Genomic DNA, 22,643 nt, shown 5'->3' with positions numbered 1-22,643 from the left:
CGGGGGAAGCCTGAGGGGTGCGCGGGAGCCTCAGGGGTGTGCGGGCGGGGGGATGACGGGGCGGGTGACGTCGTGGGCGCGCAGGTGGCCGCACATGCCCCAGCGCTCCTGCGCGGGCGCCTCCAGGAGTGCGGCGCGCCGCAGGTGGCCGCCGTCGCCGCGGCCGAGCGCGGCGAGCGTCTCGTCGGTGCCGCGGGTCTCGGCGGCGACCGTGCTCTCCCAGATGCGCCGCCAGCCGGCGACCCTGGGCCTGACCAGGGCGACGGCGCTGTCGTAGAAGCGCAGCAGCGGCCCGGGGTCACCGGCCCGGACGCTCGCGGCGAGCCGCAGATAGCCCTCGACGGCGAGGTCGCGCCGCCGCGCCACGGCGGCCTCCTCCTCCCCCTCGGGCAGGGTCGCCGCCTCCTGGTAGGCGGCCGGGTCGGACACCACCTCCGGCGGGAACGTCATCACGGCGTCGCCCGCCTCGGGCAGCCCGGCGTTCTGCATGACGACGACCACTTCCAGGCCGCCCCGGTTGACGGCCCGGTGGATGGTTCCCGGCGTGAACCACACGGTGGTGCCGGGGGTCAGCTCGGTCTCGCGCAGGCCGTTCAGGTCGAGCGTGTGCAGCGCGCCGCGCCCGCCGGTGACGACGTACGCCTCGGTGGAGGCGGTGTGCAGGTGCGGGGTTCCGCCTTCGAGGCCGTCGGCGCACGCGCCGGTGTAGACCGACAGCCGCGAGACGGAGGTGCCGCCGGGGAACGCGGTCATGCCGTGCCGTCCCCGGCCGCCGCGAACCCACCGCCCGGCACGTCGCCCGGGATGTCGCCCGGGATGTCGCCCGGGATGTCGCGCGGTGTGGTCGCCAGCGTGGCGCGGCCCCGCTCGGCCAGCAGCGCGCTGCCCTCCTCGCCGCGGTCTCCGTCGGCGATCACGACCGCGTACCGGAACCGGAGCGTCCCGCCGTCCTCGACCCGCAGCTCCTCGCTGAAGAAGGGCGCCGGGCACAGGCAGGCGAACATCTCGCTGCGGGCGAACCACTGCGGCGGGTGCCGGGGGTTGGCCGCGTCGTCGACCATGACGATGGTGGACCAGCCGCCGGTCTCGTCGTGCCGGCCGCGGAAGCCGAGCCACTCGGACCGCGTCCCGCGCAGTTCGTCGCCGCCGGCCCCGGCGGGCGACTGGACGATCCCGCCGGTGAACGAGCGCGGGCCGCGCCAGAACAGCCCGCCGTAGCCGGCGTTCTCGCGCCCTTTGGTGGTCGGGGAGCCGAAGTCCAGCGGGCCGCCGGACACGTTCGTCATGGCCGTGGCGAACACCAGCGCCCAGGTCGTCTCGTCCACCAGGGTGGCTGTGAGCGCGCGCCGTTCGTCGATGACGGGGCGTCCCGCCTGAGAAGTCCAGCCGAGCCGGTGTGCGAACCGGACGCGCCCGCCGTCCGCGGCGAGCGCGGTCATCTCGCGGTGCTCGGCGCTGCCGTTGTTCTCCAGCTGGACGTAGCCGCGCTCGCGCTCGTACGTGGGACCGCCCCAGAAGTTGTGCTCGCCGACGTGCGGCAGTGACCAGGCGATGCCCTTGTGCCAGACGTGGTCGTGCGGCCGGTAGAGGGAGACGACGTCGCCGCCCAGGGTGCGCACCGGGTGCAGGTAGGGCTTGGGCGACTCCATGACGGGCGTGCCGGGGAGGTAGACGTAGCTGAACAGCTCGACGCCCCCGGCCAGGACGGCGACGGAGCGGCCGAGCGTGTGGACGGCTTGGAGGGTGGTCACCTGTCGGTTCCTTCCCAGGGAGCGCCGGTGCCGTCCATGCGGCGGGCGAACGGGCTGCCGGCGGTGATCTGACCCCGCGTCACCCGCTCGCCGGTGAAGGCGGAGGCGTACAGGGCGGCCACGAACTCCATCGTGAGCCGGGCGTCCGCCGTGGTGACCGGCGGCGCCTCGCCCCGGTCGAGCGCGTCGAGCACCGCGGCGAGCTGGCCGTGGTGACCGCTGGACCCGGTGACGCGGGGTTCGGCGGACCACCGTTTGAGCACGTCCTCGCAGCCGGGCGCCGGCGTGACGGTCCAGTCGGCGTCGGTGTAGCCGTACAGGTGCTCCAGCTCGACGGTGGCGCGCTCGAAGTCGAAGCGGAGCGCGGACGTCTCGCGCGGCGACAGCACCGAGTTGACCACGGAGGCGACGGCGCCGCTATCGAACGTGACCATGGCCATCGACACGTCCTCGGTCTCGGTGCCGCGCGCCTGGCGGGCGGCCAGGCCGGTGACCTCGCGCCATCGGCCGAGCACCGAGAACAGCAGGTCGAACTGGTGGATGCCGTGGCCCATGGTGGGGCCGCCGCCCTCCGAGGCCCAGGTGCCGCGCCAGGGGACCTCGAAGTAGGCGTCGTCGCGGTACCACTGGGTGAGGCAGGTCGCCACCAGCGGGCGGCCCAGATCGCCCGCGGCCAGCATCCGGCGCAGCCGGTCGGCTCCGGGGCCGAACCGGTGCTGGAAGACGGTGGCCACATGCGCGGCCGAGCGGCTTTCGGCCTCGGCAAGCGTGTCGAGCTCGGCCAGGGAGAGCGTCGGCGGCTTCTCGACGAGCACCGTGACGCCCGCTTCGAGGCATTCGAGGGCGAGCGGGGCGTGCAGCAGCGGCGGGGTGCAGAGGTGGACGAGGTCGACCTGTTCCTCGCGCAGCAGCTCGGTCAGGGAGGCGAAGACGCGGGGTGCCTGCCAGGCGGTGGCGAAGGCGGTGGCGAAAGCGGTGGCGCGGTCGAGGTCGACGTCCACGGCCGCGACGAGGCGGGCCCGGCCGCCGGACGCGGCGACGGCCTGTGCGTGGACGGCGGCGATCCCACCGGTGCCGACGATCGCGGACCGGTAGCTGGGTCGAGACATGTGACCTTCACGGGGGTGGGGGGCACACACCGGGAAAACGCATTCCGAAGTCTGCCTCCCCGCCCGGGCACCGTCAAGGGTGCGGCCGGGAGGGCCGTGCCGCGCCTCCGGTCGTTGCGGAGGCGCGGCGCCGGTCATCCGGCGGCTGGGGTCACCTGCGGGCGGAGAGCTCGGCCAGCCGTTGCTCGATCGCGGCCAGCCGGTCGTCGAGCGACCGGCTGTGCAGCAGCTCGGCGATCTGGTCGGCCTCTCCCGGCTCCAGCTCGACGACGTGTCCCTCGTCCTCGGGATCGCCGTTCCGATAGATGGTCAGCCCGCGTCGGCCGTCGCGGAAATCGACGAGCGCGAGCCGGTCTCCCCTTCTGGTCGTGATCTGGTGAATGGTGCCGGTTCCGGGGACCGTCGCCGGAATGATCTCCATCTCCCTCTGTCTCCGTTCTCGTGGGGTGGTCGTTCGGGCTGCGGGTCCTGGTCACCGCGCTCGCCGTACCAGCGGGCCAGCCGGCCGCGGCGGCCCACGGCCCGCAGCCGCCGCTCGACCTCCTCGCGGGTGCGGGAGGTGGCGACGATCAAAAGCTGGTCACCCTCGTACAGCCGGGAGTCGGGAGCGGGCACGAGCGAGGACCGGTCGCGGACGACCAGGCTGATGGCCGCCGGTCGGGGCAGTCGCAGCTCCGAGACCTCCACCCCGTGCAGCCGCGACCCTTCAGGCACCGTGACCGTGAGCAGCTCGGCGTCGAGCACGTCGAGCGGCGCCGACTCGATGTCCACCTCCCTGGCCTCTTCCGGTCTGACCAGCCCGAGCAGGCGGGTGACGGCGGGCAGGGTGGGCCCCTGGATCAGGGTGAACACGACGACCAGGACGAAGACGATGTGCAGCAGGTCGAGGGCGCCGGGCACCTGGGCCACGATCGGGAAGGTGGTCAGCACGATCGGCACCGCCCCGCGCAGCCCCGCCCACGAGATGAACGCCTGTTCGCGCCAGGGGATCCGGAACGGGACCAGGCACGCGAGCACCGAGATCGGCCGGGCCACCAGCAGCAGGAAGGCCCCGATGACGAGCGCGGGCAGCAGCGCGTCGAGCAGTTCGCCCGGGTCGACCAGCAGGCCCAGCATGACGAACAGCCCGATCTGCGCCAGCCAGCCGGCGCCTTCGGCGAAGGAGCGGGTGGCGGCCCGGTGCGGCAGCATGGCGTTGCCGAGCACGATCCCGGACAGGTAGGCGGCGATGATCCCGGAGGCGTTGGCCCCGCCCGCCGCGGCGAAGGCGACGATGCCGAACCCGAAGGAGGCCAGCGGGTACAGGCCGGTGGAGGGCAGCGCCACGTACCGCAGCGTCACCACTCCCGCCATGGCCACGGCCAGCCCGATGACCGCGCCCGCGGCGATCTGGTAGATCATCTGCCCGCCGATGGTCAGCGGGTCGGGCAGGCCGCCGGAGGCGCTGAAGACCAGCACCAGGATCACGGTCGGCGCGTCGTTGAAGCCGGACTCGGCCTCGACCATGCCGGCCAGCTTGCGCGGCAGCGGCAGGGACCGCATGACGGCGAAGACCGCCGCCGCGTCGGTGGACGACACGATGGCGCCGAGCAGCAGCGCCAGCCGCCAGTCCATGCCGAGCAGGTAGTGCGCGCCCGCGGCGGTCAGCAGGACGCTGATGACCACGCCGGCGGTGGCCAGCAGGGCGGAGGGGGCGAGCAGCCGGCGCACGTCCGCCCATCGGGTGCTCAGCCCGCCCTCGACCAGGATGACGGCCAGCGCGGTCGCGCCGAGCGTCTGGGCGAGCTGGGCGTCGTCGAAGGGGACGCCCAGCACGTCCTCGCCGAGCAGCACGCCGAGCCCGAGGAACAGCAGGAGGCTGGGCAGCCCCAGGCGGGAGGCGGTGCGCGCCGCGGCGATGCTGACGAGCAGCACCAGGCCGCCCGCCAGCAGCACGACATACAGCTGCGGCAACGTCATCGTCGCCCCTCCTTCTCACATGAAGTAGCGCAGCCAGACATAGAGCCAGGCCATCGCTGTGCTGACCGCCGTGGTGAGAAGGCCGTACTTGGTGAACTGCCAGAACGTGATCTTGTGACCGGACCGTGCGGCCAGGCCGATGGCGACCACGTTCGCGCTGGCCGCCACCGCGGTGCCGTTGCCGCCGAAGTCCGCGCCCAGCGCGAACGCCCACCACAACGCCTGCCCGGTGTCAGGATCGGGAGCCTGCGCGACCAGCCCTTCCACGATAGGCGCCATGGTGGCCACGTACGGGATGTTGTCGAAGAACGCGCCGAGGACGGCCGAACCCCAGACCAGCGCGGTCGCCGCGCCGAAGAAGTTGTCGCCCACCGCGCCGATCGCCCAGTCGCCGATGGCCTTGATGACCCCGGTGTGCACCAGCCCGCCGACCATGATGAACAGGCCCATGAAGAACACCAGCGTCGGCCACTCGACCTCGGCCATCACCTCGGAGGTGTCGGCGCGCGCGACGAGCATCATCACGCCGGCGCCGATCAGCGCCACGATCGACGGATCGACGTGCACGATGGCGTGCAGCCCGAAGCCGACGATGACCAGGCCGAGCACGACCATGCAGCGGACGAGGAGCTTCGGGTCGGTGATGGCCCGCTTCTCCTGCAGCGCCATCACCTCGGCCACCCGGTCGGGGTTGTACTGGAACGAGCCGCGGAACATGAACCACGCCAGCAGCAGGAAGGCCGCCAGGACCACCACGACGATGGGCGCCATGTGGACCAGGAAGTCGTTGAAGGTCAGGCCCGCGCGGCTGCCGATGATGATGTTCGGCGGGTCGCCGATGAGGGTGGCGGCGCCACCGATGTTCGAGGCCAGCACCTCGGCGATGATGTAGGGCTGGGCGGGGATGTCGAGCCGCTCGCACACCATCAGCGTCACGGGCACGACCAGCATGATCGTGGTGACGTTGTCCAGGAAGGGCGAGGCGATCGCGGTGATGCCCATCAGCATCACCATCAGCCGGTACGGCCGCCCTTGGGATTTCTTGGCGGCCCAGATGGCAAGGAAGTCGAAGAGTCCAGTCTGCTTGACGATCCCCACGATGATCATCATGCCGAGCAGGAGGAAGATGACGTTCCAGTCAATGCCCTCGTGCTCGGAGAAGAAGACCTCAGCGCCGGGGATCAGCCCGAACACCGCCATGACACCGGCGGCGACGAGCACCACCTTGACCTTGTTCACCTTCTCGGTGGCGATGAAGAAATAGGCCACCACGAAGACGGTCAGGGCGATGACACCGCTCATCGTGCGTGCCCCGGCGGTCCAGTGCGGGCCGGTCGCGGCAAGGGCACCAGATACGGTGGTGATGTGTCAAGATGTCTCATGGCTTACAGTTTCGGTAACGGACTGGTAAGTGCGCCATCAGGGCTGACACCCATCTCCGGTGGGGTCCACCATGTAGAAACCCCCAGGTAATTGGGTGCTGGCACCGATGGACAGGCATGCGGCCCGGCGGCGACGCTGGTGATATGAACGAGCGACGTCCGGTGTCCGCGAGGTCACCCGCGCAGGCGCTGTTCCGGCGGCTCGTCTTGATCAACGGGCTGGTGTTCACCCTGGGCACGCTGATCCTGGCGGTCTCGCCGGCGACCGTCTCCGCGCCGGTCCTGCTGACCGAGATCCCGGTGCTGACCGTGGGGCTGGCGCTGATGCTCACGGCGAACGCGGTCCTGCTGCGCAGGAGCCTGGCGCCGCTGGGCGCGCTGACCGCGCTCATGCAGCGGGTCGACCTGCTGCGCTCCAGCGACAGGCTCCAGGAGAACGGCAACGGCGACCTGACCGACGTGGTGGCCACGTTCAACGCGATGCTCGACCGGCTGGAGGCCGAGCGCAGCACGGCGGCGGCGCACGCGCTGGCCGCGCAGGAGGGCGAGCGTCAGCGCATCGCCCGCGAGCTGCACGACGAGATCGGCCAGAGCCTGACGGTGGTGCTGCTGGGCCTGAAGCGCGCCGTCGACCGGGCGCCGAAGGAGCTGTGCGAGGAACTGCACGCCATCCAGGAGACGGTCCGCAGCAGCCTGGACGAGGTGCGTCAGGTCGCCAGGCGGCTGCGCCCCGGCATGCTGGAGGACCTGGGCCTGATCGCCTCGCTCAACGCGCTGGCCGCCGACTTCGCCGGGATGTCCGACGCGCAGGTGACCCGCCGGCTGGAGTCGCACCTGCCGGAGCTGGGCCCGGACGCCGAGCTGGTGGTCTACCGCATCGCGCAGGAGAGCCTGACGAACGTGGCCAGGCACGCCAGGGCGTCCAAGGTCGAGCTCTCGCTCTGCCGGCAGCCCGACGGCGTGGTGCTGAGGATCGCCGACGACGGCCGCGGCGGACAGATCACCGAGGGCGCCGGCGTGCGCGGCATGCGCGAGCGCGCGCTGCTGATCGGCGCCCGCCTGTCCATCACCAGCCCGCCGGGAGGCGGAATCACCGTGCAGCTGACCATACCGGTCCGGCCGGAAAGGAACTGATCAGGTTGGAACGGACCCGCATCCTGCTCGCCGACGACCACGCGCTGGTGCGCCGCGGGCTGCGGCTGATCCTGGACGCCGAGCCCGACCTCGTCGTCGTGGCCGAGGCCGGCAACGGCGCGGAGGCCGTCGAGCTGGCCGGCGAGGGCGTCGACCTGGCCATCCTGGACATCGCCATGCCGCGTATGACGGGCATCCAGGCGGCGCGCGAGATCTCCCGCCGCTCGCCTGAGGTGCGCCTGCTCATGCTGTCCATGTACGACAACGAGCAGTACCTGTTCGAGTCGCTCAAGGCGGGGGCGTCGGGTTACGTGCTCAAGTCCGTGGCCGACCGCGACCTGCTGGAGGCGTGCCGGGCGGCGATGCGCGGCGAGCCGTTCCTCTACCCGGGTGCGGTGACCGCGCTCATCCGCGACTTCCTGCAGCGCGACCAGCAGGGCGAGGAACTGCCCACGAGCCTGCTCACGCCGCGCGAGGAGGAGATCGTCAAGCTGGTCGCGGAGGGCCACTCGTCCAAGGAGATCGCCGACCTGCTGGTGATCAGCATCAAGACCGTGGACCGGCACCGCGCGAACGTGCTGGCCAAGCTGGGCATGCGCGACCGTCTGGAGCTCACCCGGTACGCGATCAGGGCGGGCCTCATCGAGCCCTGAGGTTCGCCATCCGGTCATACCGTTGACATCCTCACAAATTGCCTCATACGTTCTGTGCGAAACGTTTCGAAAGGCGTTCACCCAGGAACCGGAGGGGCATGACCTCGCTGCGCGACGTGGCCGAGCGGGCCCAGGTGGCCGTCAGCACGGTCTCCGCCGCGCTGAACGGGACCCGCCCGGTCAAGGCCGAGACCAAGCGCCGCATCGAACAGGCGGCGGCCGAGCTCGGTTACCGCCCCAACCTGCTGGCCCGCGGCCTGGTGAGCAAGCGGACCCGGATCCTGGCCCTGCTGTTCCCGCCGCCCGGCAGCGGGTTCGGGCTGACCGAGATGCAGTTCGCGACCGCCGCCGCCGAGGCCGCCGCCGAGCTGGGCTACCACATGCTGCTCTCGCCGGAGAGCGCCGACCCGGTCGAGGAGCTGCGCTACCTCACCGGGATGGGCCTGGTGGACGGGGTCCTGCTGATGGAGGTGCGGCTGACCGACGAGCGGACCGACTTCCTGCTGGAGTCCGGGGTGCCGTTCGCCATGATCGGCCGTACCCGGGACCCCGGCACCGTCGACCACGCCGACATCGACTTCGCCCGCACCGCCACAGAGGCCGTCGCGCACCTGGCCGGGCTGGGCCACCGGGCCATCGCCTTCTTCAACCACTCCACCAGCGCCTACTCCCCCGAGTACGGGCCGTCGGTCCGGGCCGGGGCGGAGTTCGCGGCCGCCGCGCGCGAGGCCGGCCTGGGCTACGCGGGAGACGTGCGCGCCGACACGGCGGACGAGGGACGGCGGGCCTTCGACCGGCTGATGGCCGAGCACCCCGAGGTGACGGCCGTCGCGGTGATGAGCGACCGGGCCGCGGTGGGCGTGCTCCAGGCGGTCGAGGAGCGCGGCTGGACCGTCCCCGGCGACCTGTCGCTGGTGCTGGCCAGCGCCTCGGCCCGGGTCGCGGAGATGTTCCGCCCCCGGCTGACCACGCTGGAGCCGCCGGGGGCCGAGCTGGGCAGGCTGGGCGCGCGCATGCTCATCGACCGGCTGGAGTCCCCCGGCTCGCCGCCAGCGCACCGCCTGGTGCCGTGCCGGCTCGTGGTCGGCGACAGCTCGGCGCCGCCGCGCACGACGGCCTCGCGAGGGGCCCTGCAGACCGAAGCATGAAGCGAGACCGAACCCTGAGGAGTGACCCCCCATGCCGACCTTCCCCGAGAACTTCCTGTGGGGCACGGCCACGGCCGCCTACCAGGTCGAGGGCGCCTGGAACGAGGACGGCCGCGGGCCGTCGATCTGGGACACCTTCTCCCACACGCCCGGCCTGGTGACCGGAGGCGACACCGGCGACCTGGCGTGCGACCACTACCACCGGCTGGAGGAGGACCTGGACCTCCTGGCCGGGCTGGGCGTCGGCGCCTACCGGTTCTCCATCTCCTGGCCGCGCGTGCTGCCCGGCGGCGGCGACCGGATCAACCAGGCGGGGCTGGACTTCTACCGGCGGCTGGTCGACGGCCTGCGGGCCAGGGACATCGCCCCGGTGGCCACCCTGTACCACTGGGACCTGCCGCAGGAGCTGGAGGACGCGGGCGGCTGGCCGAACCGCGACACGGCGTTCCGGTTCGGCGAGTACGCGCGGCGGATGGGCGAGGCGCTCGGCGACGGCGTGCGGACCTGGATCACGCTCAACGAGCCGTGGTGCTCGGCCTACCTCGGCTACGGCTCCGGCGTGCACGCCCCCGGCCGCACCGACCCGGCGGCGGCGCTGGCCGCGGTGCACCACCTGAACCTCGGCCACGGGCTGGCCGCCCGCGCGCTGCGCGAGGTGATCGACCCGGCGGCCGAGGTGTCGGTCACCCTCAACCTGCACCACGCGCGCGGCGTCTCCGAGCGGGACGCCGACGCCGTCCGGCGGGTGGACGCGCTGGCCAACCGGGCCTTCCTCGGCCCGATGCTGGACGGCGCCTACCCGCGCGACCTCCTCGACGACACCGCCTCGGTCACCGACTGGTCGTTCGTCCAGGACGGCGACGAGGCGACGGCCGCCGCGCCGATCGACCTGCTGGGCGTCAACTACTACAACCCGGTCCTGGTGCGGCGGTGGGACGGGAGCAGCCCCCGCGACACGGCCGACGGGCACGCGGACGGCTCCGCCTCGCCCTGGATCAACTGCGAGGAGGTCGAGTTCGTCCGTCAGCCGGGACCGTACACCGAGATGGGCTGGAACATCGACGAGACCGGTCTGACGGAGCTGCTGCTGCGGCTGCGCCGCGACTACCCGTCGCTGCCCCTCATGATCACCGAGAACGGGGCGGCCTTCCCCGACGAGGTCTCCGCCGACGGCCGGGTCCGCGACGACGACCGGATCGACTACCTGCGCCGCCATCTGACGGCGGTGGCCGAGGCGATCGAGGGCGGCGCGGACGTGCGCGGCTACTTCCTCTGGTCGCTGATGGACAACTTCGAGTGGGCCCACGGGTACGCCAAGCGCTTCGGCATCATCCGCGTGGACCGCGACACCATGGAGCGCACCTGGAAGGACAGCGCCCACTGGTACCGCGACGTGGTGGCGGCCAACGCCCTGCCCGCCGAGGCGGTCACCCCCTCGTCCTGAAAACCCACCCCCGAACAGGCGGCCGCTTCGCGGGAGCGCTCCCGCGAAGCGGGTCGTTGATCGTCAGGTCAGGATCTCCACGGTGCCGCGCTCGCCGTCGACGCGGACGCGGTCGCCGTCGCGCAGCCGCATGGTGGCGTTGCCCGTGCCCACCACGGCCGGGATGCCCAGCTCGCGGGCCACGATCGAGGCGTGCGACAGCGGCGCGCCCATGTCGGTCACCACGGCGGCCGCCCGGGGGAACAGCGGGGTCCAGCCCACGTTGGTCAGCGTCGTCACGAGGATCTCGCCCGGCTGGAGCCGGTCGCCCTCCTCCGGCCCGCCGATCAGCCGGGCGACGCCCTCCACCACCCCGGGGGCGCCGGGGAAGCCGGTGACGGTGTCCTGGGGCGGCACCCCGCCGCGCGCGTCGTACAGGTCGGCGCGGCGGCCGGGGTCGGCCGCCCAGCGCACCGGGTCGAACCGGCCGGCGATCAGCGCCGGGTAGGCGGGCAGCGCGGCGTAGCGCTCGTAGGTGGCGCGCCGGACGGGCACCTCGGCCAGCGGGGCGGTGTCGCCGCGCAGCACCGCGGCGATCTCCTCGCGGTCCAGGAAGAACAGCGCGTCGCCGTGCCCGGTCAGCTCCCCCGCGCGCAGCACGTACGCGCGCAGCATCCAGAAGGCGCGGACCACCTCCGAGCGGGCGGTCTCGCGGTCGCGCACCATCGTGTTCCAGCGCCGGACCCGCTCACGCATCCCGGCGACCTTGCGCGGGTACCGCCGGGCGAACCGGTCCCAGGCCGCGGCGGCCGCCTCGCGCTGGCGCTCCAGCAGCGTCTCGGTGTCCTGGCGCAGGTCGCCCAGCGCGGCCAGCTGGGCGTCGAGCCAGGCCGGGTCCTCGCCGGGCCGCGGCATCGAGATCTCGAACTCGTGCGGGCCCCGGTGACCGTAACGGCGGGCGAACTCCTCGCGGGTGATCTCTCCCCTGGCCACCTTGCCGAGCCCGGTGAGCAGGCCGAGGCTGGCCAGCTCGCCGTCGGCGTTCACGCCGGTGAGCATGGCCTCGGCGTCCGGCTCGCCCGCGAGCTTGCGCAGCCGGTCGCGGGTGAGCACCAGCGCCGCGCCGCCCTGCCGCCCCGCGGCCTCCAGCATCCGGGAGGCGGTGACCAGGTACGGCGTGATCTCCCGTTCCTCCAGCCGGGCCAGTTCGGCGGCCGAGCCGGCGGCGGCGATCCGGGCGCGCAGGTCGCCGGCGAGCTCCGGGGAGGCGGCCAGGAACGCGCGCATCCCCCGCAGGTTGCGGCGCACCCGCACCCGCAGCTTCACCGTCATCGGCAGGACCCGCCTGAGCAGCTCCCAGCGGGACGCCTCCAGCAACGGCACGTCCAGCCCGGCCGGCACCTTGCCGAACACCTGCTCCAGCGCGCTCACCGCGGACCTGAGCCCGAACGCCCGCGCCACGGAGTGCGCGATGCTGAGGTTCATGTAGAACCGGCCGCCGATGTTGCCCACCAGGTCGAAGCCGGGCAGCGTGGAGGCGTGCATGGCCTCGCCGATGAACAGCCGCACGAACGACCAGGTGGCGGGCGTCATCACGTCGGGGATGGCCTCGCCCAGGTTGCCCGCGGTCCACAGGTGGTCGCCCTTGAGCGAGTCGTTCCACTCCTCGTGCCGCTCGCCCAGCGCGGTGATCGGGCGCGCCTGGAGGATGGCGAACGCGCCGTCGCGCCGGGCCCACTCGACGTCCATCGGGGTCCCGTACAGCTCCTCGACCCGCGTGCCGAGCGCGGCGAGCTCGAGCGCCTCCCGCTCGTCCAGCACGGGCGCGCGCCGCAGCTCGTCGGGGACCGGCCGGTCGCGGGTGCCGTCCTCGGTGCGCACGGTCATGACGGCCTTGTCCCCGGTACGGGAGCGCGTGACCCGCCCGCGCGACACCACGACGGTGTCGGGGGTGACGTGGCCGCCGACGACGGACTCGCCGAGCCCCCAGGCGGCGTTGATCACGGCCTCGTCGCGGGCGCCGGTGACCGGGTCCGCGGTGAACAGGACGCCCGCCGCGTCGGCGTCCACCAGCTCCTGCACGACCACGGCGAGCGCCACGTCGGCGTGCGGCACGCCGTGGCGGTCGCGGTAGGCGATGGCGCGGGCGTTCCAGAGCGAGGCCCAGCAGCGCCTGACCGCGTCGAGGAGCGTGTCGCCCCGGACGTTCAGGTACGTGTCCTGCTGGCCGGCGAACGACAGGTCCGGCAGGTCCTCGGCGGTGGCCGACGAGCGCACGGCCACCGGCACCCCGTCGCCCAGCTCCGCGTAGGCGGCCAGGACGGCGGCGGCCAGGTCGTCCGGCAGCTCGCGCCCGGCGAACAGCCCGGCGACGCGGGCGGCGTCCCCGGCGGCGGCGGCCTGGAGGATCTCGTCCCGGAACGCGCCGGTGAACGCCCGGTAGGCGTCGGTGGTGACGACGAAGCCTGCGGGCACCGGCAGACCCGCCGTCGCCAGCCGCGCCAGGGAAGCGCCCTTGCCGCCCGCCGTGGCGAGGTCTCCGGCGGCGTCGAGCGGGAGTACGGCCTTCATCGCGTCTCCTTGGTACGAGGGAGGGACATCAGAGGGCACGCCCGTCGGGGCCCAGGGAGCCGGCCAGCCGGCGGCAGGCGATCTCCTCCAGGTCGGCGAGGAAGGCCCCGGTGGCCTCGGTGACCTCGGGGCCGGGCGGCGCGCCGGTGCCGAGAACCCGGCCGGCCGCGTCGGCGATCAGTTCGGTGACGCGGTCGTCCGGCAGCCGCCGGCCTTCCGGCCGCATGGCCTGCGGGACCAGGAACCCGTAGAGCAGCGCCATGACGACGGCGGCCCGTTCCTCGGCGCCGAGGTCGGCGCGGACCGCGCCGAGATCGGTCAGCTCGTCCAGGTAGCGGCCGAAGGCGGCGGCGAACTCGGTGGGGCCCTCGGCCTCGAACTTCTGCCGGGTGAGCCGGCCGAGCACCTGCGAGTCGCCGACCATGGCCGCCCAGGTCAGCGGCCGGTCCTGCAGCGCGGCGGCCAGCGCGCCGATCAGGCCGGGGAGCGTCCGCGGCCCGGCCTCGCGAACCTGGCGCACCATGCGGACCCGGTCGCGGCGGAGCAGCGCGCCGAAGAGCGCGTCCCGGGTCCTCCAGTGCAGGTAGATCGTGCCCTTGGCGACGTCGGCCGCGCGGGCCACGTCCTCGATCGTCGTCTTGTCGTAGCCCCAGCGCAGGATCAGCTCGGCGGCGGCGTCGAGGATGCGGTGCGCCCGCTCCAGGTGGCGGGCCGGGTCCTGCGGCGGCCGTCCTGGTCTGGCCATCGTCTGCTCACCCCAAAAATATTGTGACCAGATCAGCTTATACGGTCATTTAATCAGTCGCCAGCTGCCGACAAGGTGACCACCCCGCCCCGGCGGGGCCGTACGGTAGTGCTCATGGGCAGAGCGTTCTGGGTCGACCAGGACTTCGACAGGGACCGTGACGGGCGCTATGCCGTGCACGTGCGCAAGAACCTCGACGCGTTCGACTGGGGCGACATCGCGCCGGTCCGGTTCGCGTGCGCGGCCTGGGAGCTGGCGACGCCGCCCTCGCTGTCGCCCGGCTACGTGCGCTGGGACCGGCGGGTGCTGGAGGCGACCTGCGTGCGCAACACCTGGGACGGCTCGCTCAACGCGCGCGTCCGGCTCGTCTCGCCGCTGCCGGCCCAGCTGACCAGTTCGCGCGCCTGGTGGCGCGACCGCGGCTGGCTCGACTGGCAGGAGACGTTCGGCCAGTACGTCGAGCCGTCGCAGCAGGACCTGGCCCGCCACCCGTTCCTGCGCGCCTGCCTGCTGGTGGAGGCGCCGGTGCCGCTCGACGACCTGCCGCCGGAGCCCGAGGGCCCGCACGACGAGGTGGAGCAGAGCGCCGTGCGGGCCGTCACGGTGCTGACCCGCGAGCTGAACGCGTTGCTCGCGCCCGTCCTGGAGCAGCTCGGCCCCTGAGCATGCCGGACGATCTCCCGGGTATCAGGGGCCCATGAGACTCGTCGTGGGAGCGTTGCTCGCGGCGCTCGCCGCGGGCTGCGCGGCCGACACGGCAGGGCCGGCACGGGCCGCGGAGCACTTCCACGCCGCCCTCGCCTCCGGACGGTTCGAGGCCGCCTGCGCGCTCCTGGCCCGCAAGACGGCCGAGAAGCTGCCCGCCCCCGGCCAGACCTGCGCGGACGCGCTGCGCGAACAGCGGCTCGGGCCCGGAGGCCGGCCCACCGAGGTGAGCGTCTGGGACGACGAGGCGCAGGTCCGGCTGGAGGGCGACACCCTGTTCCTGCACCACTTCGGCGACGGCTGGCGGGTCGTGGCCGCGGGCTGCGCGCCGGTCCCCGACCTGCCGTACGAGTGCGGGGTGGAGAGCTGATGAAGGTGATGTTCGCGCTGACGCTCCTGGTCATCGTGTCCGGGCTGGCCTTCGTCTACGCGATCGGCTGGTCCCACCTGTGAGGCGGCTCAAGGACAACGCGCTGTCCATCGCCTTCCTCGTGCTGTTCCTGGCCTGCCTGGCGGGGCAGGCCGTGGCCGGCAGGCTGGACTACAACGAGCGCCAGCTGGTGAACGGCGGCGAGCCGGTCTCCTTGCTCCAGTACGCGTTCTCCTCCGACTACGCGGTGGACGTGGCGGAGAACTGGCAGTCGGAGTACCTCCAGTTCTTCCTGTTCATCATGGTCACCGTCTGGCTGGTGCAGCGTGGCTCCCCGGAGTCGAAGGAGCCCGGCAAGGAGGGAGCCGAGTCCGACCAGGAGCAGCTCGTCGGCGCGCACGCCCGGCCCGGCTCACCCGCCTGGGCCAGGGCGGGAGGGGCGCGCCTGCGGCTCTACAGCAACTCGCTCGGCCTGACCATGGGCGCGATCTTCCTGCTGTCGTGGGGGGCGCAGTCTGTGGCGGGGCAGGCGGCGTACAACGCCGAGCGGCTCGCCGACCTGCGCGACCCGGTCGGCTGGGGATCGTACGTGACCTCCCCCGACTTCTGGAACCGCAGCCTGCAGAACTGGCAGTCGGAGCTGCTCGCCGTGCTGTCGATGGTGGTGCTCTCGATCTACCTGCGTCAGCGCGGCTCGCCCGAGTCCAAGCCGGTCGGCGCGCCCCACTCGGCCACCGGGATCGAGGGCTGACCGGTCACCACGGCCACGACGCGGGCGCCCTCGGGGAAGGCGCCGCGGCCGGCCAGTCCGACGACGCCGAGCAGCATCTTGGCCACGTACACCCGCTCCACCCCGTACTCGGCGGCGAACGCGTCCAGCTCCGGCGTGGTGTGGGCGTAGCCGCCGAAATGGTGGTCGAGGTCGATCGACCAGTTGTCCAGGACCCGCCCGCACGCCTCGCGCTGCAGCCTGGCCACCTCCCCCGCGAGGAACCCGGCCCCCTTGAGCACCGCGAACCCGAGCGCCCGCTTGCCCGGCGGCAGCCCGGCCGAGATGCCCGCGAGCGTGCCGCCGGTGCCCACCGGGCAGCAGACGACGTCGTACGGGATCGGGATGTCGGCGGGCAGTTCGGCGCAGCCCCGGACGGCGGCGGCGTTGCTGCCGCCCTCGGGCAGGATCTCCACGTCGCCCCAGCGCTCGCGGAGCCGCGCCGTCACCTCGGGCGTGTGCTTGCGCCGGTACGAGGCGCGATCGAGATAGTCGAGCCGCATCCCGCAGGCGGCGGCGTAGGCCAGCGACGGGTTGAGCGGGAGCCGCTCCTCGCCCCGGATGACGCCGATGGTCTCGAACCCGTGGCGGCGCCCGGCGGCGGCCACGGCCCTGATGTGGTTGGAGTAGGCGCCGCCGAAGGTGAGAACGCGCGGGTGGCCGAGGTTGTGGCGGAGCTTGCGCGCCTTGTTGTCGTCGTGCATGAGGAAGACCCGCACCGAGCCGAGCGCGGGATGCCTGAGCTCCTCCACGCTCCTCCTGGTGCCGATCGAACCGTCCGTGCCGCTAGTCTACGGTCGGGGTCCTGTTGAAGGGTGTTGGATTATGCGGGTTGTTGAAGCTTTCCGGGCCGCTTTCGGCGCGGACCCGGCCACCGTCTGGCGGGCGCCCGGCCGGGTCAACCTGATCGGCGAGCACACCGACTACAACGACGGCTTCGTGCTGCCGTTCGCCGTCCCGTGGGGCGTGACCGCGGCGGTCAGCCCGCGCGACGACCGGACGATCCGCCTGCTGTCGCTCCAGGCGCCCTCGCCCGAGCCGGTGGTCCTCGCGGGCCCCGAGCGGGCCGAGGGCTGGACCCGCTACGTGGTCGGCGTCCTCGCCGTGCTCGGCGACCGGGTGCGCGGGGCCGACATCGCCGTCGACGGGGACGTCCCGCAGGGCGCCGGGCTCAGCTCCAGCGCCGCGCTGGAGGTGTCGGTCGCGTGCGCGCTGAACGAGCTGTACGGGCTCGGCCTGAGCCCGATGGAGGTGGCGCTGCTCGGCCGGCGGGCCGAGAACGAGTTCGTCGGCATGCCCTGCGGCATCATGGACCAGGCCGCCTCGGCGCTGTGCCGGGAGGGACACGCGCTGTTCCTCGACTGCCGCACCCTCGGCTCCCGCAACGTGCCGCTCGACCTGGCCGCCCACGGCCTGCGCGTCCTCATCATCGACACCGGCGTCCACCACGAGCACGCCGGCGGCGAGTACGCCAAGCGGCGGGCCGAGTGCGAGTCGGCGGCGCGCACCCTCGGCGTGCCCGCGCTGCGCGACGTGACCGACCTGGGCGCGGCCCTGGCCCGGCTGCGGGGCGACGAGCGCAGGCGGGTCGAGCACGTGGTGACCGAGAGCCACCGGGTCGAGGCCGTCGTCGGCCTGCTGCGCGCCGGCCGGCCCCTCGACATCGGCGCCCTGCTCAACGCCTCCCACCTGTCGCTGCGGGACAAGTACGAGGTCTCGTCGCCGGAGCTGGACGTGGCGGTGGAGGCGGCCGTCCGCGGCGGGGCGCGAGGGGCGCGCATGACGGGCGGCGGCTTCGGCGGCTCGGCCATCGCCCTGGTGGCCGAGGACCGGCTGGACGCGGTCCGCCAGGCCGTGACGTCGGCCTACGCGGAGCGCTCCTGGGAGCCTCCCCGCTTCCTCCCGGCGACGCCGTCCCCCGGCGCCCACCCGCTCACCTGACCTCTCCGGCCCCGCCTCACAGAGCCCTCGCCTCACAGAGCCCTCGCCTCACAGAGGCGGGAACCGCGGGGCGCGGCGCTCCACGAAGCTGGCGACGCCCTCGGCGAAGTCCGGCCGGCCGAACGACGCCAGCATCTCCTCCCTCGCCCGCTGGTACGACTCGTCGAGCGTCCCCATCCCGTCACCCCAGACCTGACGCTTGATCACCGCCATGGACGCCGGGGAGCTGAGCGCGGCCAGCTCCTCCGCGTACGCCCGCGCCTCGTCCAGCAACCGGTCCCCGGGCACCGCCCGCAGGGCCAGCCCCATCTCGCACGCCTCCCGCCCGCTGAACGTCCGCCCCGACAGCAACACGTCCATGGCCCGCTGCTGCCCCATGACGCGCGGCAGCACCCACCCCAGTCCGTACTCGGCGACCAGGCCGCGGCGCGAGAAGGCGGTGGTCCACTTGGCGTCCTCGGCGGTGAACACCAGGTCGCACATGAGCGCGTGCACCATCCCCAGCCCGGCGCAGGCGCCGTTGACCGCCGCGATCACCGGCTTGGCAATGGTGATGGGAAAGGTGTTGGGCCGCGGGTCCGGCTCCCCCTCGTACGTGCCCTGCTGGATGGAGGCCAGCGCCTCGAAGTCGGCCCCGGCGCAGAAGCCCCTGCCGGCTCCCGTGACGACGACCGCCCGTACCCCCGGATCCTTCTCCGCCTCGGCCAGCAGGTCGAAGTACCGGCGGCCGAGGGCGTCCGTCCAGGCGTTGAGCCGGTCCGGGCGGTTGAAGGTGAGCGTGAGCACGCCCCGGTCGAGCGAGGAGAGAACGAGTTCAGCCATGGGCCAACCGAACCATCTTCTAGATCGGGGTGCAACGCCTCTCAGTGGCGCGCCACGAAGTTGGGCTTGAGCACCGCGTCGTCGTAGTAGCGGTGGAAGACGGGAGTCGCACCGCCCGAGATGGGCGGCACGATCCAGGACCAGTCGGCCGGGCAGGCCCGCCCCGCCTTCTCCTCCTTCCGCAGGTGGGTGAGGAACCGGCGGGACTCGGTGTGGTGGTCGGTCATCGTCACCCCCGCCTTGTCGAACGAGTGGAGCACGGCCACGTTCAGCTCCACCAGCGCGTGGTCGCGCCAGAGCGACCGGTCGGTCGAGAGGTCCAGCCCGAGCCGCTCGGCCACCACGGGGAGCTGGTCGTAGCGGTCGGTGTCGGCCAGGTTGCGGGCGCCGATCTCGGCCCCCATGTACCAGCCGTTGAACGGGGCGCACGGGTAACAGATGCCGCCGATCTCCAGGCACATGCCGGAGATCGCGGGCACCGCGTGCCAGCGCAGCCCCAGCTCGGCGAACCAGGGGAACTCGGGGTGCTCGATCGGCACCTCCAGCACCACGTCGCCCGGCAGGTTGCAGAGCAGCGGCTCCCCCCGTCCCGGCCGGATCACCAGCGGCAGCACGTCGAACCTGCCCCCTTCGCCCCGCCAGCCCAGCGAACGGACCAGCTCGGTCAGCTCGACGTGGCGGGGATCGCCGACCACGGACCCGTCGGGCTGACGGTATCCGGCATAACGGATGAGCTGCTCGTTCAGCACCCGGGGCGCGGGACGCGCGGGCACGTCGGGCGGGAACACCGTGATCACCGGCCTGACCTTGCCGCCGTTGGTGGCCTCCCGCAGGTGCTCCACGCACTCCAGGGCCACCCCCTCGGCACTCGTCGTCCGGCGGCGGTCACGCACCTTCAGCGACTTCCAGTACAGGCGGCCGATGCAACGGTTGCTGTTGCGCCAGGCCACCCGGGCGCCGAACTCCAGCTCCTCGTACGTGTGCGTGTACGAGCCGCGCCGGGCGATCTCCCTGGCCACGTCGCGCAGCCGCGCGGACAGCCCGCCGGCCTTCGGGTGCTCGGTGTGGAAGAGCCTGACGAAGCGCTCGGCCTCGTGGTAGTCGGTGGTGCGCTCGATGAGGTTGTTCGGCAGGGGCAGGGCATCGAGGGTTCGTAGCGATCTGATCCAGGTAGGCACGCAGCAACCAGCACTTTTCCGGTCACGGATCGTCCCGCCGGTTCCGGGCCGGCAGCACGTCCTGGTGGCGGCGCCCTCTCCACACCGCCGTGACGGCTTGTCCGCGGCAGCTCCCATACTGGCCGGTCGAGACCGCTCCTGTCCGGCAAAATGGGAAACTGTGTGACGTTCCCGCTACGAGCGGTGAGTCCTCACCACGGTCGGCCATCCGCCGCGTCCATGCCGGGAACGGCGACCAAGCCGGGGAGTGGCCCCCGGAACGACTCAGGCCCCCTGTCCTCGATCAAGGAAGGGGGCCCACAGTGCGCAGCTTGTCAGCTCCCGCGAGAGGACTCGAACCTCTAACCTGCCGGTTAACAGCCGGCTGCTCTGCCGTTGAGCTACGCGGGATCGGGTGATCCGCGCTGATCGGAGGGCGGTTTAGGCCGCTCCGTCGGGCGCACGAATAGATTAGCGCACTCCTGGAGTGCGTGTCGCATCGTCAACGGGGTAGCCGTGGGAGCGGAGGTGCAACATGCGGTATCGAATGCCATTCGTCATGGGGCTGGCTGTTGGGTACGTGCTCGGCAGCCGAGCAGGACGTGAACGGTACGAGCAGATCAAGCGGACGGCCCAGCGCGTGGCCGACAACCCCCGGGTCCAGGAGGCCGCGGGGGTGATGGGGGCCAAGGCGTCGAAGGTCGGCGAGATGGCCCGGTCGAAAATGAGCGGGCCGTTGCAGGACAAGATGCCGTTCGGCAAGAAGGACCGGACCGGGACGGGTGCCGACCAGGGCACCGGCTGGCCGGATGAGAAGGTCAGCGAGACGACCGCGTCCGACCGTACGGGCATCCCGTACTGACGGAGACTCACCGGGGTTTCCGATGATGGCGTCCCGGCCCTCGGGCCGGGGTGGATCGACTGATGAGGGACCGGCGGATCGCCGTCAAGGCGGTCCGCCGTCCCCTGTCAGACGCCCATGCTGCGTCGCATGCCTTCGAGCGCCTGCTCGGCCTGGGCCCGCAGGCCCGGGTCCTCGGGGTCGAGGCCCTCGTCGAACACGAGGTTCCAGCCGATGACCTCGCCGCCCGGCCTGCGCCTGGCGACCAGGCGGACGCCGCCGCGGCCGGGCAGCTGCACGTGCTTGTTGACCACGATCGTGGCGTTGACGCGCTCGCGCAGGGTCTCGGGCAGCAGCCGGGGTTCGGGCACCCGCACCTCGTGGCGGTCTCCGCCGGTGGTGATCAGCCGCAGCCCGTACTCGTCCCACGACGCCTTGTCGACGGTCTCGTACGGGACTTTCGTGCCGTCGGGGAGGAACAGGGCCAGCGTGGTGGCCACCAGATGACCGTCGTCCGAAGAGGTGAAGGCGAGCACCCGCTCCCCCGGCTCGGTGGTCAAGGAGGCGCGGACATCGATGGGCAGGCGGCGGAAGACGTTCACCTCTTCACCGTATCCGCGCGTGCCGGCGGGCGGATCAGGGGTTCGTCTCTCCCGCGTCCGCAAGCAGGTCGAGGGTGAGGGCCGCGCTCCAGGAGAAGTCGCGGCAGCCGCGCCCGCTGCCGTCGAACGGGTCGAAGCACTCGCGGAACCCGGCCTGCCTGACGAGGCGGAGGGTGCCGTTGGTGAGCTGCTGGCCGAGCGAGTCCAGGCCGTGCACGGCGGCGGCGTGGCGCAGCAGCCAGTTGGTGTTCACCCAGGACGGGCCGCGCCAGTAGCGGGTGCGGTCGAACTGGATGGCGCGGATCTCGCAGCTCGGCACCGGGTAGCCGGTGGCGCCCATGAACCGGGCCGACTCCAGCACCTCGACGGCCGTGGCCACGTGCTGGGCGGGCAGACCGGGGTCGAGCAGCGGCCCGAACCCGCCGACGGTGCAGATCCGGACGAGCCGGTCGCCGCGCAGGTCGCGGGCGTAGAAGCAGCCGCCGTCCCAGAGCCGGTCGAGCAGGGCGTGCCTGATGCGCTCGGCCTGTTCGGCGTGCGGCGCGGGGTCGGCTCCTGCGACGGGGGCCAGGTCGGCCAGCGCCTGGCAGGAGGCGAGCCAGATCCCGTTGAACAGCGGGTCCTCGATGGCGAACGGGTGCTCGTCCCTCAGGTACTCGGGGCGGTAGCCGGCGTTGCGGTAGCGCAGGGCCAGCCACACGTAGCGGTCGTGGTCGCTGTCGGGGTGCCGTTCGTCGAGGCCGACGTTGCGGTACCCGTAGCGGATCTCGGGCAGCGCGGCGAGCGCGTCGTCCCATGCCGGGCTGTCGTCCATGCCCGACTCCCACGGGTGCACGATGGCGGCCAGTCCCACGCCGCCGAGGTCGCGGGCGCCGCCGAGGTAGGCGTGCTGGGCGGCCAGGGCCGGGAAGGCCCTCCTGACGAAGGCCGCGTCGCCGGTGTGCCGGTAGAGCCACCACAGCGCGAGTCCGTGCAGCGGCGGGGCGGTCAGCCCTGAGGTGAGCACCCGCGGCGCCGCCGGGTGGTCCTGCGAGCGCCACACGGCCGGGCCGGGGAAGTACGCCTCGGGCGTGTGGAAGACGATGTGCGGGAGCATCCCGGTCTCCCACTGTCCGTCCAGCAGGCTGAGCAGCTCGGCGCGGGCCCGGTCGGGGCGGTGCCTGGCCAGGCCGATGGTGACGAACGCGGAGTCCCAGCTCCATTGGTGCGGGTAGAGGCCGGGCGCGGGCACGGTGGCACTTCCCGTCCAGTTCGCGTCGAGCACGGACAGTGCTTCGCGCCCGAGCGCGGCGTCGTCGACCGCGGGCCGCGCCTCCATCCACCCACTATGCGCCGGTTGACCCGTGGGCGCTACGTTCTGCTGCCTCGCTTCGCCAGCAACATGACACCGAACGCCACGGCGCCGATGATGAGACCCCACTTCACCAGGTCGAAGAGGAAACCGACGAGCGGCCCGAGCAGGATGAATGCGGCGATTACGGCTGCGATCGCCAAAAAGATGCGTCCCATGTCCTCGACCGTACGAGATCCTTTAAGCGGATTGCAGGCATGGCAGGGTTCA

The 22,643-nt window shown here is 72.6% G+C and carries 23 protein-coding genes and 1 tRNA gene; 9 read left to right on the top strand and 15 right to left on the bottom strand.

The genetic code is table 11. The features are described from left to right. Window positions 1-30: 30 nt before the first annotated feature. The 6 genes from ACQEUU_RS13480 to ACQEUU_RS13455 form a co-directional block, all read right to left on the bottom strand. On the bottom strand, window positions 31-753 hold the full coding sequence (locus ACQEUU_RS13480; protein ID WP_433065061.1) for a cupin domain-containing protein: 723 nt from the start codon (window positions 751-753) through the stop codon (window positions 31-33). Beyond that, complete coding sequence (locus ACQEUU_RS13475) at window positions 750-1,751, bottom strand: PmoA family protein (RefSeq protein ID WP_433065058.1); 1,002 nt, start codon at window positions 1,749-1,751, stop codon at window positions 750-752. Before ACQEUU_RS13475 ends, ACQEUU_RS13480 begins: the two co-directional genes overlap by 4 nt. Next, on the bottom strand, window positions 1,748-2,860 hold the full coding sequence (locus tag ACQEUU_RS13470; protein WP_433065055.1) for a Gfo/Idh/MocA family protein: 1,113 nt from the start codon (window positions 2,858-2,860) through the stop codon (window positions 1,748-1,750). Before ACQEUU_RS13470 ends, ACQEUU_RS13475 begins: the two co-directional genes overlap by 4 nt. A gap of 151 nt (window positions 2,861-3,011) precedes the next feature. After that, entirely contained in the window at window positions 3,012-3,281 is a 270-nt protein-coding gene (locus ACQEUU_RS13465; RefSeq protein ID WP_433065052.1) for a hypothetical protein, read from the bottom strand. Then, window positions 3,170-4,819, bottom strand: a complete 1,650-nt coding sequence (locus ACQEUU_RS13460; protein WP_433065049.1) for a potassium/proton antiporter — start codon at window positions 4,817-4,819, stop codon at window positions 3,170-3,172. Before ACQEUU_RS13460 ends, ACQEUU_RS13465 begins: the two co-directional genes overlap by 112 nt. A gap of 15 nt (window positions 4,820-4,834) precedes the next feature. Next, window positions 4,835-6,121, bottom strand: a complete 1,287-nt coding sequence (locus ACQEUU_RS13455) for an SLC13 family permease (RefSeq protein WP_433065047.1) — start codon at window positions 6,119-6,121, stop codon at window positions 4,835-4,837. 224 nt (window positions 6,122-6,345) lie between these two features. Between ACQEUU_RS13455 and ACQEUU_RS13450 the strand changes: the two genes are divergently transcribed. The 4 genes from ACQEUU_RS13450 (at window position 6,346) to ACQEUU_RS13435 (ending at window position 10,580) form a co-directional block, all read left to right on the top strand. Continuing rightward, entirely contained in the window at window positions 6,346-7,335 is a 990-nt protein-coding gene (locus ACQEUU_RS13450; RefSeq protein ID WP_433065044.1) for a HAMP domain-containing sensor histidine kinase, read from the top strand. A 5-nt stretch (window positions 7,336-7,340) separates the two neighbouring features. Continuing rightward, window positions 7,341-7,988, top strand: coding sequence for a response regulator (locus ACQEUU_RS13445; protein WP_433065041.1), 648 nt, complete (start codon window positions 7,341-7,343; stop codon window positions 7,986-7,988). A 98-nt stretch (window positions 7,989-8,086) separates the two neighbouring features. Further along, the gene (locus ACQEUU_RS13440; protein WP_433065038.1) at window positions 8,087-9,136 is read left to right on the top strand and encodes a LacI family DNA-binding transcriptional regulator; all 1,050 of its coding nucleotides are present in this window, start codon (window positions 8,087-8,089) and stop codon (window positions 9,134-9,136) included. Window positions 9,137-9,167: 31 nt separating this feature from the next. Beyond that, window positions 9,168-10,580: a GH1 family beta-glucosidase gene (locus tag ACQEUU_RS13435; RefSeq protein ID WP_433065036.1), complete on the top strand. Its 1,413-nt coding sequence runs from the start codon at window positions 9,168-9,170 to the stop codon at window positions 10,578-10,580. Between the two features lie 63 nt (window positions 10,581-10,643). On the opposite strand, the gene ACQEUU_RS13430 is transcribed toward ACQEUU_RS13435, so the two are convergent. Further along, a complete protein-coding gene (locus ACQEUU_RS13430) occupies window positions 10,644-13,130 on the bottom strand; it encodes a PEP/pyruvate-binding domain-containing protein (protein WP_433065033.1) in 2,487 nt (828 codons plus the stop codon). A 28-nt stretch (window positions 13,131-13,158) separates the two neighbouring features. After that, window positions 13,159-13,875 carry a TetR/AcrR family transcriptional regulator gene (locus ACQEUU_RS13425; protein ID WP_433065031.1) on the bottom strand — a complete coding sequence of 239 codons (717 nt, stop codon included), beginning with the start codon at window positions 13,873-13,875 and terminating at the stop codon, window positions 13,159-13,161. A 114-nt stretch (window positions 13,876-13,989) separates the two neighbouring features. Here ACQEUU_RS13425 and ACQEUU_RS13420 point away from each other — a divergent pair, with 114 nt between their 5' ends. The 3 genes from ACQEUU_RS13420 to ACQEUU_RS13410 all read left to right on the top strand — a co-directional run bounded on the left by ACQEUU_RS13420 (window position 13,990) and on the right by ACQEUU_RS13410 (window position 15,701). Then, on the top strand, window positions 13,990-14,538 hold the full coding sequence (locus ACQEUU_RS13420) for a hypothetical protein (RefSeq protein WP_433065028.1): 549 nt from the start codon (window positions 13,990-13,992) through the stop codon (window positions 14,536-14,538). A 34-nt stretch (window positions 14,539-14,572) separates the two neighbouring features. Continuing rightward, window positions 14,573-14,950 carry a hypothetical protein gene (locus ACQEUU_RS13415; RefSeq protein WP_433065025.1) on the top strand — a complete coding sequence of 126 codons (378 nt, stop codon included), beginning with the start codon at window positions 14,573-14,575 and terminating at the stop codon, window positions 14,948-14,950. 79 nt (window positions 14,951-15,029) lie between these two features. Further along, on the top strand, window positions 15,030-15,701 hold the full coding sequence (locus tag ACQEUU_RS13410) for a DUF6766 family protein (protein WP_433065023.1): 672 nt from the start codon (window positions 15,030-15,032) through the stop codon (window positions 15,699-15,701). On the opposite strand, the gene ACQEUU_RS13405 is transcribed toward ACQEUU_RS13410, so the two are convergent. Then, window positions 15,635-16,471: a 1-aminocyclopropane-1-carboxylate deaminase/D-cysteine desulfhydrase gene (locus ACQEUU_RS13405; protein WP_433065020.1), complete on the bottom strand. Its 837-nt coding sequence runs from the start codon at window positions 16,469-16,471 to the stop codon at window positions 15,635-15,637. The two genes, ACQEUU_RS13410 and ACQEUU_RS13405, sit on opposite strands and share 67 nt — an antisense overlap. A gap of 73 nt (window positions 16,472-16,544) precedes the next feature. Between ACQEUU_RS13405 and galK the strand changes: the two genes are divergently transcribed. Beyond that, the gene (galK, locus tag ACQEUU_RS13400) at window positions 16,545-17,660 is read left to right on the top strand and encodes a galactokinase (RefSeq protein WP_433065018.1); all 1,116 of its coding nucleotides are present in this window, start codon (window positions 16,545-16,547) and stop codon (window positions 17,658-17,660) included. Window positions 17,661-17,708: 48 nt separating this feature from the next. Here galK and ACQEUU_RS13395 read toward each other — a convergent pair whose 3' ends face one another. From ACQEUU_RS13395 to ACQEUU_RS13385, 3 genes are all read right to left on the bottom strand, one after another. Further along, entirely contained in the window at window positions 17,709-18,482 is a 774-nt protein-coding gene (locus tag ACQEUU_RS13395; protein WP_433065015.1) for an enoyl-CoA hydratase-related protein, read from the bottom strand. A 41-nt stretch (window positions 18,483-18,523) separates the two neighbouring features. Then, entirely contained in the window at window positions 18,524-19,660 is a 1,137-nt protein-coding gene (locus ACQEUU_RS13390; protein WP_433065012.1) for a nitric oxide synthase oxygenase, read from the bottom strand. 318 nt (window positions 19,661-19,978) lie between these two features. Then, window positions 19,979-20,050 (bottom strand) — tRNA-Asn (locus tag ACQEUU_RS13385). A gap of 124 nt (window positions 20,051-20,174) precedes the next feature. On the opposite strand from ACQEUU_RS13385, the gene ACQEUU_RS13380 reads away from it, so the two are divergent. After that, window positions 20,175-20,501, top strand: a complete 327-nt coding sequence (locus tag ACQEUU_RS13380) for a YtxH domain-containing protein (protein WP_433065009.1) — start codon at window positions 20,175-20,177, stop codon at window positions 20,499-20,501. Window positions 20,502-20,608: 107 nt separating this feature from the next. Here ACQEUU_RS13380 and ACQEUU_RS13375 read toward each other — a convergent pair whose 3' ends face one another. The 3 genes from ACQEUU_RS13375 to ACQEUU_RS13365 are packed head-to-tail and all read right to left on the bottom strand — an operon-like array spanning window position 20,609 to window position 22,591. Continuing rightward, window positions 20,609-21,082, bottom strand: coding sequence for a hypothetical protein (locus ACQEUU_RS13375; RefSeq protein WP_433065006.1), 474 nt, complete (start codon window positions 21,080-21,082; stop codon window positions 20,609-20,611). Window positions 21,083-21,116: 34 nt separating this feature from the next. Beyond that, window positions 21,117-22,400, bottom strand: coding sequence for an amylo-alpha-1,6-glucosidase (locus ACQEUU_RS13370; RefSeq protein ID WP_433065004.1), 1,284 nt, complete (start codon window positions 22,398-22,400; stop codon window positions 21,117-21,119). 32 nt (window positions 22,401-22,432) lie between these two features. Beyond that, a complete protein-coding gene (locus ACQEUU_RS13365) occupies window positions 22,433-22,591 on the bottom strand; it encodes a hypothetical protein (protein WP_433065001.1) in 159 nt (52 codons plus the stop codon). Window positions 22,592-22,643 lie beyond the last annotated feature (52 nt).

Origin of the sequence: Nonomuraea sp. CA-218870 (genome assembly GCF_050936535.1) — a bacterium.
Lineage (GTDB): Bacteria > Actinomycetota > Actinomycetes > Streptosporangiales > Streptosporangiaceae > Nonomuraea > Nonomuraea corallina.
Note: the sequence above shows the minus strand (reverse complement) of the source record. Positions and strands in the feature narration are given on the sequence as shown.